The following is a 12918-nucleotide window of genomic DNA, read 5'->3' as shown; positions in this document are numbered from 1 at the left end:
ATAATTGATAAAATTAAAACTCTATTATACATTAATTCTGTTGAAAAGTAGCATGTTCCAACAAAGGTTGAAAAAATTGCATAGCAAAGTTTTCAAATTCCTTGTTATCTAGTGGCATCTCGCCTTTGCCAAAGCATAGATTATGGTATTCATCTTTGGCTTCGCCTCGTTTGAAGTCGCTGCCTAACCATTGCTTTTTGGCTTCTTCAAGGGCTTTTTCTGCATTTTTTTCTTCTTTCTTTATATAATAAGCATATTTAAAGGAGCTTTCTGGGAAAAAATGTAAAACTTCGCTTAAACCTTGCCAATAGCTTTGACTTAATTCATTTAAAATTTTTAGAGCGGTTTTTGTATGTATTTTTTCATAATCCCATCTTCCATTTTTGCCTATTAATATACTATTACGCGGTAAATTCTTATGGTTGATCGCGTTTAATATTAAATGATGTATCCATATTTGAATATGGTCTTTTGCTTTTAGTTCTCCATAACGATAATGTATTAAATTATAACGCCAAAGTTTGCCTAAATATCCTGTCAATTCTAAATGGCTTAGTTTTAAATTTAGTTTTACAGCCTCTATTTTGTCTTGATTTAATGCATCTTGTACAGATTTCACAAAGGGTTTTATTTGTTCTGTTACTTGATTATAAACATGTTCTCCAATTTTTCCATGTGGTAATTGCCCACTAGCTTTGGCTATTATTTTATATTCTTCTAAATCTATTCCCGCTAAACTTTTTTCTACCAATATATTACTGAGCTGGTAATGATCTAAACCTTGCATTTCAAATGGTTCAGTTTCGTTTAGGATATTTTTGTGGTTTTTTAAGCTAATTCCTAAGCGTTGTTTTAATAAAAATTCAGTTGGATGTCTGAAGAAACGGGTAAAGCGTTCTAAAGTAATGCTTTTACATGCCGCTGTTTCAGGTTCTGGTAAATCGTGGGTTATGAATTTTTCATAGCTTTGAGCTTGTTGCATTAATGCTTTACTAGCGTCGCAATATGATGTGGAAAAACTAAATAATTTGCTGTCGCTTTTATTGAAATAACGCGGGCTAAAAGCTTGTAATGGATGTTCTGTTACTAATTTTTCCCCATTTTCGATACTTTCTAATAATTCACTTACTAATACTGATGGCGGCATCATCGCATCATCATGAATGCTTTTACCAATATAGCTAATATAAAAATAATCACGGGCTGATAATAATGCTTCTAAAAATAAATAACGATCATTTTGACGGCGTGAACGATCTCCTTTACTCGGATATTTTGCTATTAAATCAAAACCTAAACGCGAATTCGGGCGTGGATAAGCTTGATCATCCATTCCTAATAAACAAACAACTTTAAATGGTATGCGTTGATTATGTGATAAAGTACAAAACGACACCCCTCCCGTCATAAAATATATTGGTTGAGCTTCATTGGTTAAATAGTATTGTAAATAAGATTGTATTACATCAAAATTGATTGCTTGTTCAAATTGTGCCAGCTTGGAATTTGCCAGTAATTTACTGAATATATTGCGTATATATTGTGCTTGATCCTCATTATCCCCTGTAATATGAAGAAATTGTTCTAACATTTGCATTAGAAATTTTACCCATTCATCAATGCTACGCTCTTGCTTTAAAGTTTGCACTAATTCAAATAATTGATCAATTACTGCAACTAGTTTACCTAAAATAAGGGCATCATCGCCTTCAATATCATTAAATGGTAAAATACCTTCAAACATCGAATCACTTGGTAAAGCATAACCTAACAACAATCTTTTTAAACCAGCTCGCCATGTATTTTCATCAAAAGCTGGTAACTGCATATTAGTTTTATGCTGTTTATCTATGCCCCAACGTATTTCTGTTTGCTTAATCCAATGCCTAATCAGTTCTAAATCTAAAGCTACAAAATCAAATCTTTGTTGTACCGTCTCAGTTTCCAACACGGTTAAAACTTGAGTTACTGAAAAACGACTTTGCCCTAATTCTAAAATCGCAAAAAAGGCATCAACTAAGCTAGATTCAGCGCGTAAACTACGATCTGCAATACTAAAAGGGATTTTTTGAGCTTGATCTGGAATTGTATTGAATACTGCTTCAATAAAAGGAGCATAAGTTTCAATATCAGGCATCATTACCACAACATCTTTAGGCAATAAAGATCTATCTTCTTCAAATAGCGCAAGTAATTGATCATGCAAAACTTCCACTTGCCGCATTGGGCTATGACAAACATGAATTTGAATTGAATTATCAATAGGATATTTTGTATTTTCACGCAAATGTAAAATATCAGATTGAATACAACGTAATAAAGTCTTGTTACTAGGCTCCTCAAAATTTTCATGTAATTCGTGCGGATAATCAATTAACATCTCAATAAAATCACGCCCCATTTTACCCATAGAAGCTAATAAAGTTTGCCCTTTTTGCAAATGTTCTTGTTCTTCTATTGATTTATGAGCAATATCTCTATCAGAGACAATATCGCCCCAATATTCTTGACAAGGATTTAGTAAAAATATATGGACATCAATAAGGTGTGCAACTTTTTCAAAAACTTCTAAGTGAAAAGGCGGTAATGCAGGAATGCCGAAAACTGAGAACCTTTGTGGTAATCTATAAACATTCTCAGAATGCTTTAAACTCTCAAAAAAATGCCCCTTTAAATTAGCGCGATGCTTATTACCATGACGCGCCACTAATTCGCGCCATAAAATAGCTTGCCAAACAGCCTGCGGATTTTTTCGTAACTTTACAGGCTGAGCACAATCTTCCCAATCGGCAATCCATCGTGGGCGATAAATTAAATATTGATCAAAAATATCAGCAATACGCCAAGCTAATTGAAATTGTTTAATATTATGTGTATCAGCATCTAAATAAGATTTGACTTCAGCAAATTCAGGCTGAGACAAATATTTAGGTAAAATTTCCATTAAACTCCACAACATAACCTCTGGTTCAAATTTAGAAGTTTCAGAAAAGCGCGTAAACAAACGCCACAACATCAGATTAGGGAAAGGAAATGAACCATTAGCCCAAACACCTAAATGTCTAGCTAACTCCATAGAAATCCATCTTTCCATGCCTTGACTTTGCACAACCACGGTTTCTTGCGCAAAGGGGTTTGAGAGAGGATCCTTAATAACTTCAGCCAGTGCTAAAGATAAGTGTTCTAAGCGATTACTGGTGTGAATGTGTAGCATTATTGATGAATATATAAATTAATTAAATTATTAGTTTTAGCTGTACAATGAAGAATCATTGCACTATCATCACGCCAATCCCCTAGCACATAACGAGTCGCATCATGCCCATTTACAGTAATATTATGTATTGCTGGGCGATGGGTATGTCCATGAATTAGTTGATAAACATTGTATTTTTCTAGGGTTGATATTACTGCTTCTGGAGTCACATCCATTATAACTTCAGCCGTGGTTTTGGTTGTCGCTTGACTTTCACTACGCGCTTGTTGAGCTATTAGTCGTCGTTGAGCTAATGGTTGTGCTAAAAATTGTGCTTGCCATTGAGGATTGCGCACTTGTTTACGAAATGCTTGATATTTTACATCTAATGTACATAAAGTATCACCGTGCATAATCAAAGTTGGAACGCCATATAAGTCAATTACACAAGCATCATCATCTAGTAATTTACAATTTTTAATAGCGGCTTGGCTTAGTAAAAAATCTCTATTGCCGTGCATTATAAAAACTGGAACACCATTATCAGTTAAGTCATTTAAAGCTTTTAGGGTTTCTTGATCTTCATCATCACCTAAGCAAACTTCAAATAAATCACCTAATATATATAAAGCATCAGCTTGTAAGGCACGAGTTTGTAAAAATTTTAATAATTGATTAAATGGAATTGGATGTTTTGGATTCAGATGTAAATCTGAAATAAAGAATGTTTCTGACATGATATATGATTTCAACGCTTGCGCGTTGAAAGTAATTTTTAGCTAATTAGTTCTGCTTTTTCAATTTTGATCTCATCACAAGGTACATCTGAATGTGGGCTACAAGTTGTAGTTTGGACTTCTTTGATTTTATTAACAATATCGATACCTTCAACAACTTCTCCAAATACACAATAACCCCAACCTTGAGGATTTTTGCCGCTAAAATTGAGAAAAGTATTATCAGAAACATTAATGAAAAATTGGGCAGTGGCTGAATGTGGATCAGATGTTCTAGCCATAGCAAGAGTACCAATTTTATTACTTAAGCCATTATCAGCTTCATTTTCAATTGGTGGTTTAGTGGCTTTTTCTTTCATTCCTGATTCCATACCACCACCTTGAATCATAAAACCGTTAATAACACGATGAAATATAGTGTTATCATAAAATCCATCTTTGACGTAATTTACGAAGTTCTCGACGGTTTTAGGTGCCTTGTCAGAATTAAGTTCAATAATGATATCGCCTAAAGTAGTTTGCATTTTGACTTGCATAGAATTCAATTTACCTATTATCAACTTGAAAATATATAGTATAACGAAATATATAAAATATATTATAATTTTTTTACTAATTCATGGATAATAAACAAGGTAATTTTCAGTCAGGCTTATTGTTGGCAATTATAGGCACTGCCCTGTTTTCTATTAAATCAATTTTTATAAAACTAGCATACCAAGAAGGTGTGGATACAACTACCTTGCTTAGCTTACGTATGCTAATTGCCTTGCCATTTTATTTGTTAATACTTATTTGGTTGCTGAGAAAACCAGAGACTAAAAAACCGTTACCTAAAGAGTTTTTAGCTATTTTTGGCTTAGGTTTTATTGGTTATTATCTTTCTTCTTATTTAGATTTGGCAGGTTTGAATTATATTTCCGCGCAATTGGAACGTTTAACGCTTTATACTTATCCTATAATGACGGCTTTGCTGAGTTGGTTATTTTTACGTGAAGTCATTACTAAACGTCTAATGTTTGCTTTAGTATTAACTTATACTGGTGTTTTACTACTGTATTTTCATGAGTCTATGCTAACAGGAATTAATGCTAGTATAGGTGTGCTATTGGTAGCAGCCGCTGCTTTGAGTATGTCTTTTTACCTTGTTTTAAGTAAAAAAATAATTACTAAATTCGGTAGTAGGTTGTTTACCAGTATTGCTATGCTATCATCGACGGTTTTTGTATTGATTCATTTTTTGCTAACAAATGAAATTGAAAATTTATTAATCAATAATAGTGCTTGGGTATATGTATTTATGCTAGCAATTTTCAGCACTGTGCTACCTAGTTTTATGGTTAGTGAGGCAATTGCTAGAATTGGGGCGGCTAAAACCACTATTGTTGGAACCGTAGGTCCTATATTTACTGTGGTTTTGGCGGTATTTTTACTTGGTGAGCCGTTTGGTTGGATTCATTTGGCTGGTGTATTGTTGGTGATTTTTGGGGTTAGTTTGTTGGGTAAGAAGTAAATAAATAACTCATGTTACGCTTTGTAGGTTGGGCTGACGAAAGGAAGCCCAACGGGTGTGCTGGAATTGTTGGGCTTCCTTTCGTCAGCCCAACCTACAGGGTATATCAATAGAAGAACTGTTAATCCCCACCAAGATAAACCGATAATTAATCAACAACTTCCAAATCAGGCATATCTCGATACACCCCAAAATCTGCCCCCGTCTCTGGTGTCATTCCTCTTAAAAATAAATAATAAACCCCTCCAAAGTGTTGTTCATAATTATAGTTTGGTAAGCGGCTTGATAAGTAGCGGTGTAAGGCTGTTGTGTATATGCGGTATTGTAGGATGTAGTTTTCTCTGGCTATTATTTTATTTAATGCGCTGTGGTGGTAGTTGCCTAGCATGTGCGATTTGTAGTCTATTAAATAGTATCGCCCTTGGTATTCAAATACCATGTCTATATAGCCTTTCATAAATCCACGTTCTGGTAATGTTGGATAGAAAAATTCTAGTTCGTTTAGTCGTTTGTCGCGGCTGATTTTTGATAATGTTAAATCATTATCTGGTATTAGCGGCGTGTTTGTTACATTGTTTATTAGCTTTATTATTGTGTCTTGCCATTGTTCTACTTCATAACCAAAATTGCTTAATTGGGTAGTAATGACGGTTTCGCTAGGTGCTTGAAAGTCTATATTTTCAAACAGACTGTGCATAAATTGCCCTGCTTTTGCTCCACGTGGAAAGTTGTAAATATGTGTTTTATCAGCAATTATGTCATAATTTTGTGGTTGGGTATAATTAGGCTTATTTGATAATGAGCTAAAACTAGAAATTTTCCATTCTTTATTTATTTCGCCTGAAAACTTACGATTTTTTAATTTATTATCTTTTTGTGGAGAGTCTAGTTTTGGTGGAACATCTAATGGTAAGTGTGAGATTTCTAATTTATCATTGCTTTTTAGTTGTTGCCATAGAATATTGTCTTCTACTTTTTCTACATCAATATCTGGATGTAATAAATGCGCAAGTGCTGATTTGCCTGCATCTTTAAATGCTCCCCATACTAAATAACAGCGATGTTTGGCGCGAGTTACTGCTACATAAAATAGGCGTAAATTTTCTGCTCTTTCTTCTTCTAAGGCTTGTTCACGGTGCCGCTGTTGATTTTTAGAACCTAAATCTAAGGTTAATTCATTATTTTCATCATGAAAAACAAATTGTTCATCTTTGCTATGATGTAAATAGCCATCCCAAATAAATGGACAAAATACTATCGGATATTCTAAGCCTTTGCTTTTGTGAATGGTTACAATTTTAACTCGTTTTTCATCACTTTCTAAACGTAATTGTTGTTCTTCATTATTAGTGTCTGGTTGTTGACGCTGTTGTGATAACCATTGACAAACACCACCCATACTCAGTTGTTGCTTCATAGTTAATTCTTGTAAAATTTCAGCCAGATGTAATATGTTAGTTAAGCGTCTTTCTCCATCTGGATAATTTAATAAGCGTGTTTGCACTTGTTCCTTTAATAAGAAACTATGGTACATTTGAATAAATCCAACATTTTGCCACTGATAATTATACTCTTGAAATCGACTTAGATATTGTTGCCATGCTCTATCATCATTCATCAATTGATACAATTCATTGCCAGAAACTCCTAACATATCTGTAGTCAAAGCGGCTTTAATTAAATTTTCATTACTCGGATCAGCAATAGCTTGTAATACCAATTCTATTTCAACCACCTCATCAGAAGTAAATAAATTATCGCGACTATATAAGACACTTGGTATTTGTAACTTGGTTAATACTTGTTGCATGTATCGCGCTTGTTTATTGGTGCGAACTAAGATCGCAATATCTCTAGCACGTAATGGTTCTGTTCCTATCATAGCTTGTTCTTGTTTTGCTAACATTAGTAACCTAGCTATTTCATTGGCAACAGAATTTGGAATTTGTGTATTACCCCAAGCTTTGTTTATTAATTTATTTGGCTGACAATCTATCTCGTTTCTGGAAACAAACCATAATTGTAATGGTGGTAAAGTTTGATTTTCTATTTTTAGATAAGCTACACGTTTAGATGCTTCCACTGGTTGAAAGGGTATGTCTTTAAATATAAATGCTTGCTTATTTTGTTTGAATATTTGATTTACTGCGTCAATTAAATCTGCTTGAGAACGCCAATTTTCAACTAAAGTATAACGGCGTGTTGCATCATCCTTGGCTTCTATGTAAGTAAAAATATCAGCACCCCTAAAGCTATATATAGCCTGTTTTGGATCACCAATTAAAAATAAAATACTATTATCGCTACCAAAGACTGTGTTAAATATTTCATATTGCACACGATCAGTGTCTTGAAATTCATCAATTAAAGCGGCGTTAAACTTGTTATGTATTAGGCGGGTTAAATGATGCCCATGCCCATTAGGTTCTTTTAATGCTTTATGGAGATTTGTTAATAAATCATCAAAAGATTGGAGATGAAATTGATATTTTTTCTGCGCTAAAGCTGTTTCAGCTTCTGCAAATAATTTTAGTTTTAAAGCAACCAGACGCTGTTCAAAATGAGAAGCTAATATTTGGTGGCTATCATATAATTGTTGACATAAATCAAAGAATTGATGCTGAGGTGGATTGCAATTTTTTTTGACAGCTTGAGCAATTTCACTACAAGTAAATCGAATAAAAGGATCTGGTAAATTGATAGAAATTGATCGCGCTGTTAGATATTCATTTAATTTTTGACACCAAAGTGGTATATATTTCAGTGAATATTTGTTGCGCTTTAAATCTTTACTATTGATTAATAGTTGTTCAACTTCTTGTTTAGCAGAAGCTAGCCATAGTTGTTTTACCTTGTTAAAGGATTTATAAAAAGCGGCTTCTGGTGATTTTGGTGAATCAATTGTTTCTGACTTTGGAATCTTTTTTAAAAATGGTTGGTCAATATATTGACCATAATTAATGATTTTTAATAGACTGTTAGGGTTTTTATATTTATTTTGTTGTAGATAAGTAATAAATAAACCTGAAGCAGCATAAAAGTTTTGTCGCCAAAAATCTTCTACAATTTCACGTAATAATGGAGATTGATCACCAATAAGTTCAGTTTCAAATAAGACACCACTTTCAAGAGCATAATCTTGTAACATTTGCCGACAAAAACTATGAATAGTAAAAATAGCGGCTTCATCAAAACCACGTAAAGCATTATCTAGACGAGAAATAGCTTCATCTTTATAATCAGAAAACTTATGAATTAATTCAGCTAAATCCTCATCATCATCATCAATCTCACCTGTTTTAAAAGCCTCACGAGCCTCATGCAAACGCTTACGAATACGATTACGTAATTCTTCAGTAGCGGTTTCAGTAAAAGTCACCACTAAAATTTTATCAATAGTCAAACGCTTTTCCAAAATTAGGCGTAAGACTAGAGTCGTAATTGTATGAGTCTTGCCAGTGCCTGCGCTGGCTTCTATTAGGTTTATATCTTGTAAGGGAATTGTTAGGGGTTCTAGTTTTTCTATGGTGGTGTTTTTCATTGGCTCAAATTAAAACATTATACTTTTGTCTGAATTTTTATGCTGGTTTAGCCGCTGCTTCAGTAGTGGGTAAATTGTATCATCTGCGAACAAAAGCTGTTCAAAGTTTTGGTAATCTACTTTAGTTGTGTCATTCATAATTGCCTTCGTTGAACTTGATAACCATAGCTAGCAATGTTGCCGCTTATTTATCTGACTGGCAAGTTTATCATTTTCATGATACTAGTGATACATTCAGCGCGTTGCCCCTTTCTTTCATGATTTTATTGGATGAACCTGAACTGGGTTTACATCTATATGCAATGCAATTATTGGCAGGTATGATGCGTAGCGTCGCAGATAAAACTCAGATTATCACTTGTAGTCAAAGTGTGACATTTGCTAATCAATTTGAATGGCAAGATTTAATAATTGTAGAACAACAACAAGTTTAGATCCTATTCGCAATGAACTTTCGTTTATGTTACAACATTTTATGATTTGTATGGTTTCAAGCGTCGTTCTATCAGAAGTGCAGAAGAATTAGAACAACAGATTCTTGAATTAGCAGATAAGAAACGACAACAAAGACTGATTCCATACATTCAACAGTATGAATTTGAAGTTTCAGCCGCTGCAAATAATTTTAGCACCAAAGTGGTTTGTTGTGATTTTGATGAATGAATTGTTTCTGAATTTTTATGCTGGTTTAGTAACAACTACAGAGATTGTATATAAGCAGGGATAAAAATTCTTACTTTACAATAATATCCTTACTTATACTCATTCCAGCGGCGGATGCCAACCAGCTTCAATCCAGAAACTGCGAGAATGCAATAAAACAGGGCGATTAAGTTTTAAAGCAACCACTGTCACTCGCCCTATTGGTGTTACTCCAATAATATGTATTCCATTACTATGCCAACGAAAATGCTCATTCCAGTTTTGCTTATTAGGGTTGAAAAAACGAACATTTGTACCAGTTGTAGGATCTATAGCAGCTATACGACTGCCTTTTATCAGATTACAATCCCAACAAGCTAGACATAAATTATCTAGTGTGGTAGTTCCACCCAATGATTCAGGAATAATATGTTCAACAGTTAAACTAATACCAATCAGACGTTGCTGACTTTTACAATAACAACACATATCATGCGACTGTTCTGCAACCTGTTGACGTAATTTCGCAGAAATATGACTCTTACTCATGTTTTTTGTATTAAAGGAGATACATCATAACCGCGTTTTTTTAATAACGCCGCTGCTTTAGCACGCACTAACATCATACGATTGAATAAATCTGATAATAATTGTGCTTGTTGATTTTCAGAATCAGTTAAACCAACACTTTGTTGTTTTTCAACTAGTTCTTGCATATGATCCGTCTTTTCTGATGAAACATTTATTTGAGCAGCTTGCCATAATTCACTATCACAAAATAAATCCAGTTGAGTTAATTCCTGCTCAATATCATTTGCTAATGCTTCTTTTTGCCAATATTCAGTAACAACAGCAACTAATTCTTCCGCGATTGAACGTCGCATTAATTGCGACTGCCGCTCTACATGACTATAAATAGTAGCTGGCAAATTAATAGTGATAGTTTTTGGATTAATACTATTAGCTAATTCCATCTATTACTCCTATTTTAATACTTAATTACATTATTGATATTGAGTTTATCAAATTCAATCATTCTATTTTTTTGACAAGGCATTTCATTGTCATAATGCACTCCTCACTACACACTACAGTGACTATTATTTTTAAGCATTTAAAAAATCATTTAGACTGATACTTTCTTTATAACGAAAACCGGCTAATCTTCCCATTGTTTAATGATTCACCACTAATTAATGACATCATATTTTCTCTTTCTGTACGCGCTTCAATTAACTGGTTAGCGACATCTGTTGCAATTTCCAATGTTTCCGCAATAGTGTCTCCTTGAGCAACTAAACCTTGTATGTCATCTGAAGTGGCTAAATATACACCTTCTGGTAATTTTTCTATGTGAAGCTTGATTAATTGTTCCATTTTTTTTATACATTTAAATTAATTTAATGTTTAAGAAATTGAAAATTCGTTGTATTTATTATATCAGATCAATAGTACAACTTATTAGTTTTAATTCCCACCAACTTCCAAATCCGGCATATCTCGATACACCCCAAAATATGCCCCCGTATCTGGTGTCATTGCTCTTAAAAATAAATAATAAACCCCCTCCAAAGTGTTGTTCATAGTTGTAGTTTGGTAGGCGGGTTGATAGTTGATTTACTGCGTCACACAACCTGCTTGAGAACGCCAATTTTCAACTAAAGTATAGCGGCGTGTTACATCATAACTAGCTGTCATGTAAGTAAAAATATCAGCACCCCTAAAGCTGTTTCAGCCGCTGCAAATAATTTTAGCACCAAAGTGGTATATATTTCAGTGAATATTTATTGAAGGCTTTATAAAAAGCGGCTTTTTGTGATTTTGATTTTTAAAAATGGTTGATCAATATATTGACCATTAGTTGTAATGATAAAAACCTCTTGTTTGAATCATTGTGTATAAAAACGGCGATAAATTACTTGTTAGCTGTAGTATTTCCAGCAAGTAGAAATACTCTTCCAATTAGTCATTTAAAACTCGTGCTCTTCAACTATGAAAGCTGAAGACTTTGAGTGATCAATAAAATTACTTTCATCTTCAAGCAACGCAGCACCCAACTTCTGACCTTCAGGAGAACTCATACCTTCTATAAGTACTTGTTCTGACTCAAACCAGACTTCAGCAACACCATCATATTCAGGCAGCATTCCTCTAGAAGCTCTTAAACCTTCATTCAGCGGCGTATCTAATGTGTGGGATTGAACATATTTTTTTGCCCCCATTGCATCAGCATTTTTCATAAAGAAAGGACCATGCTTATTCATCCAATAGTCTTTGAATTCTTCTCGGGATATATCTGGATGTCGAGTTAGGCACATGACAAATTTGATCATTTATTACTCCTATTGTTGTTTACTTGAATTTTTATCAATTTATTTAGAATTTTCCATTACTGTTTTTCCACTCACTACAGGGTGGAATAGCTTCTGTCGTATCCCAGTGCTCAATAATTTTTCCGCCTTTCAAATGAAAAAGATCAAAGAAGGAGGAATGAGTTTGATTAACATAACCTTCGCAAACAGATAAAACAAAGCTACCTTCTGCTAAAATACGATGGCATTTCTTATATTCAATAAAAGCAGAAGTATCATTACTAGAACGGGATAGAATGCGTTTTAATTCAACTAAATTATCCCCCAAATTTGGACTATGTTCCGTATAGTTTTCTTGATTTATGTAACCATTTAATTTATCAAAATTACCTTGAATTAATATCTCTTCAACGAACGATTTGATAAAGCTACGATTACTTTCTGTCATTTCATGATCTGTCACTTCAGTTTTACCATCAACCATTGAGTGACCAGAGCTATTAAGCTCTTTTCTTTTCTGAATATTATCCCAATGCTCAACTGCATATCCGCTTTCAAAGCGAAAAATTTCAAAACCTATATTACGTGTGGCAAAGTCATACTCAGTATGGGCGAAAACAAAATCACCATCTTCAAATACTCTGACAATATTGACTCGTGGCGATGTTTTAGAAAGACGCTTAAATAGTTCAGCTAGACCTTCACTTCCTTCATGAGTTTGAGGGTTATGCTGGATGTACTTTTCTTCGTTGACAACAGACACGGATGAAGGATCACCAGTCTCGATGCCTTTCAATAATTTGCATATTTTTTCTTTGTTATTTAAGGTCATTGATACTCGATACAGTTTATTAGACAGAGTTTGCATTCTCTACCACAAGTATGATGCTGTCCATTAATTTTTGGTGTTTTTGAAAGTTTCAGTATTAAGTGATAAAGGAGTTGTTACTAGCCATTTTCTCGGCAGATTCTTGATT

Annotated in this window: 11 protein-coding genes and 1 pseudogene; 3 read left to right on the top strand and 9 right to left on the bottom strand. The window is 33.8% G+C overall.

What is annotated here, in order from left to right:
• Positions 1-31: 31 nt before the first annotated feature.
• Genes recC through BHU68_RS12910 form a run of 3 tightly spaced genes read right to left on the bottom strand, consistent with a single transcriptional unit; the run spans position 32 to position 4469 of the window.
• The gene (gene recC / locus BHU68_RS12920) at positions 32-3214 is read right to left on the bottom strand and encodes an exodeoxyribonuclease V subunit gamma (RefSeq protein WP_083234220.1); all 3183 of its coding nucleotides are present in this window, start codon (positions 3212-3214) and stop codon (positions 32-34) included.
• Positions 3214-3933, bottom strand: a complete 720-nt coding sequence (locus BHU68_RS12915; protein WP_069472449.1) for a UDP-2,3-diacylglucosamine diphosphatase — start codon at positions 3931-3933, stop codon at positions 3214-3216. Before BHU68_RS12915 ends, recC begins: the two co-directional genes overlap by 1 nt.
• A gap of 38 nt (positions 3934-3971) precedes the next feature.
• A complete protein-coding gene (locus tag BHU68_RS12910; protein WP_069472448.1) occupies positions 3972-4469 on the bottom strand; it encodes a peptidylprolyl isomerase in 498 nt (165 codons plus the stop codon).
• 83 nt (positions 4470-4552) lie between these two features.
• Between BHU68_RS12910 and BHU68_RS12905 the strand changes: the two genes are divergently transcribed.
• Entirely contained in the window at positions 4553-5446 is an 894-nt protein-coding gene (locus tag BHU68_RS12905; RefSeq protein WP_069472447.1) for a DMT family transporter, read from the top strand.
• Between the two features lie 148 nt (positions 5447-5594).
• On the opposite strand, the gene recB is transcribed toward BHU68_RS12905, so the two are convergent.
• Positions 5595-8987, bottom strand: coding sequence for an exodeoxyribonuclease V subunit beta (gene recB, locus BHU68_RS12900; RefSeq protein WP_069472446.1), 3393 nt, complete (start codon positions 8985-8987; stop codon positions 5595-5597).
• 155 nt (positions 8988-9142) lie between these two features.
• Here recB and BHU68_RS12895 point away from each other — a divergent pair, with 155 nt between their 5' ends.
• A complete protein-coding gene (locus tag BHU68_RS12895) occupies positions 9143-9421 on the top strand; it encodes a hypothetical protein (RefSeq protein WP_141700088.1) in 279 nt (92 codons plus the stop codon).
• 31 nt (positions 9422-9452) lie between these two features.
• Positions 9453-9650 (top strand): annotated as a pseudogene (locus BHU68_RS12890) (hypothetical protein); the annotation flags it as partial.
• Positions 9651-9749: 99 nt separating this feature from the next.
• Here BHU68_RS12890 and BHU68_RS12885 read toward each other — a convergent pair.
• From BHU68_RS12885 to BHU68_RS12865, 5 genes are all read right to left on the bottom strand, one after another.
• Positions 9750-10178, bottom strand: coding sequence for an HNH endonuclease (locus tag BHU68_RS12885; RefSeq protein ID WP_069472443.1), 429 nt, complete (start codon positions 10176-10178; stop codon positions 9750-9752).
• Positions 10175-10603 carry a hypothetical protein gene (locus BHU68_RS12880; protein WP_069472442.1) on the bottom strand — a complete coding sequence of 143 codons (429 nt, stop codon included), beginning with the start codon at positions 10601-10603 and terminating at the stop codon, positions 10175-10177. Before BHU68_RS12880 ends, BHU68_RS12885 begins: the two co-directional genes overlap by 4 nt.
• 169 nt (positions 10604-10772) lie before the next feature.
• Complete coding sequence (locus BHU68_RS12875) at positions 10773-11006, bottom strand: type II toxin-antitoxin system HicB family antitoxin (protein ID WP_069472441.1); 234 nt, start codon at positions 11004-11006, stop codon at positions 10773-10775.
• 593 nt (positions 11007-11599) lie between these two features.
• On the bottom strand, positions 11600-11962 hold the full coding sequence (locus tag BHU68_RS12870; protein ID WP_069472440.1) for an EthD domain-containing protein: 363 nt from the start codon (positions 11960-11962) through the stop codon (positions 11600-11602).
• 43 nt (positions 11963-12005) lie between these two features.
• On the bottom strand, positions 12006-12809 hold the full coding sequence (locus tag BHU68_RS12865) for a nuclear transport factor 2 family protein (RefSeq protein ID WP_216092643.1): 804 nt from the start codon (positions 12807-12809) through the stop codon (positions 12006-12008).
• Between the last annotated feature and the right edge of the window lie 109 nt (positions 12810-12918).

Source organism: Candidatus Marithrix sp. Canyon 246, from assembly GCF_001723685.1.
Classification (GTDB): domain Bacteria; phylum Pseudomonadota; class Gammaproteobacteria; order Beggiatoales; family Beggiatoaceae; genus Marithrix.
The sequence above is the reverse complement of the archived record's forward strand: the minus strand, read 5'-3'. Positions and strand labels throughout refer to the sequence as shown.

Excerpts from the sequence above, each read along its gene's own strand:
- recC (WP_083234220.1), bottom strand. The coding sequence starts at position 3,214 with ATGCTACACATTCACACCAGTAATCGCTTAGAACACTTATCTTTAGCA.
- BHU68_RS12915 (WP_069472449.1), bottom strand. The coding sequence starts at position 3,933 with ATGTCAGAAACATTCTTTATTTCAGATTTACATCTGAATCCAAAACAT.
- BHU68_RS12910 (WP_069472448.1), bottom strand. The coding sequence starts at position 4,469 with ATGCAAGTCAAAATGCAAACTACTTTAGGCGATATCATTATTGAACTT.
- BHU68_RS12905 (WP_069472447.1), top strand. The coding sequence starts at position 4,553 with ATGGATAATAAACAAGGTAATTTTCAGTCAGGCTTATTGTTGGCAATT.
- recB (WP_069472446.1), bottom strand. The coding sequence starts at position 8,987 with ATGAAAAACACCACCATAGAAAAACTAGAACCCCTAACAATTCCCTTA.
- BHU68_RS12885 (WP_069472443.1), bottom strand. The coding sequence starts at position 10,178 with ATGAGTAAGAGTCATATTTCTGCGAAATTACGTCAACAGGTTGCAGAA.
- BHU68_RS12880 (WP_069472442.1), bottom strand. The coding sequence starts at position 10,603 with ATGGAATTAGCTAATAGTATTAATCCAAAAACTATCACTATTAATTTG.
- BHU68_RS12875 (WP_069472441.1), bottom strand. The coding sequence starts at position 11,006 with ATGGAACAATTAATCAAGCTTCACATAGAAAAATTACCAGAAGGTGTA.
- BHU68_RS12870 (WP_069472440.1), bottom strand. The coding sequence starts at position 11,962 with ATGATCAAATTTGTCATGTGCCTAACTCGACATCCAGATATATCCCGA.
- BHU68_RS12865 (WP_216092643.1), bottom strand. The coding sequence starts at position 12,809 with ATGCAAACTCTGTCTAATAAACTGTATCGAGTATCAATGACCTTAAAT.